General features: G+C 37.8%; 1 protein-coding gene. It reads left to right on the top strand.

The features are described from left to right. Positions 1–1028, top strand: a 1028-nt coding sequence (locus GMD4S_RS09340) for a Spy0128 family protein (protein WP_000419197.1), incomplete at both ends; no start/stop codon positions are given.

Here is a 1028-nt window from a genome sequence, read left to right as displayed (position 1 = left end):
GATTTACTAAATGGGGAGTTCAAGACTCAGACGATCCTAACTATGTAAACTGGCGTATCCGTGTTAACCGCTATGCAAAATCTTACACAGGGGTTAAACTCGAAGATACTATTCCAGAAGGACAAGTTCTTGCAAGTGAAATTACTGGTTACTACTTTACTGAGTGGAACAAAGCTGAAGCTCGTCCAAGACTAGAAGCTGCCCATATCAACGTTGTTGATGGAAATCACTTTACAATCACTCCAAACGGTGATGGTACAATGGACGGACAAGGTCTCTATATTCTATATAAAACTCGTCTAACTGCTCCAGTTGACAATGCAACTAAAAAAGCATTTAACGATGTAAAAGCGACAACCGATCAAGAAACATTTGATGTTCATGGATTTGCTGCTTTGACAACTACAGAAGGTATCGGTTCAGGTGCGAAGTCTGATGAGGTTGAATTCCAAGTTAAGAAAAAACTTGAAGGAAAAACTCTTGAGGCAGATGCATTTACTTTCCAATTGATTGCTCCAGATGGTTCTGTAACTGAAGCTAAAAACGATGCTGAAGGAAATGTTAAATTCCCAGCAGTTAAATTCTCTAATGAAGGTACATTCAAATACCAAATTAAAGAAGTAAATGACAACAAACCTGGCTATACATACGATGATTCAGTACTTGAAGCAGAAGTTACTGTAGCAAACGTGTATGGTCAAAAGATTGCAAGTGTTAAATATAAAGATTCTAAGAAAGAATTTACAAACACATACGCTGCTAAAGAAGCAAAACTTCAACTTGAAGCTAAGAAAGTCTTGAACGGTAAAGCTATCGAGGCTGGCCAATTTGAATTTGAGTTGAAAGAAAATGGAACAGTTCTCCACACTGTTTCAAACGATGCAAACGGTAAGATTCAATTCCCAGAACTTACCTTCACAAAAGAAGAAACTCGTACATTCACTATCTCTGAAAAAGCAGGTGATGTAGCCGGAGTTGAATACGATCCAAATGCTTATGAAGTAACAGTAGTCGTTAAAGATAACGGC

It is taken from the genome of Streptococcus sp. GMD4S, from assembly GCF_000296955.1.
The sequence above is the reverse complement of the archived record's forward strand: the minus strand, read 5'-3'. Positions and strand labels throughout refer to the sequence as shown.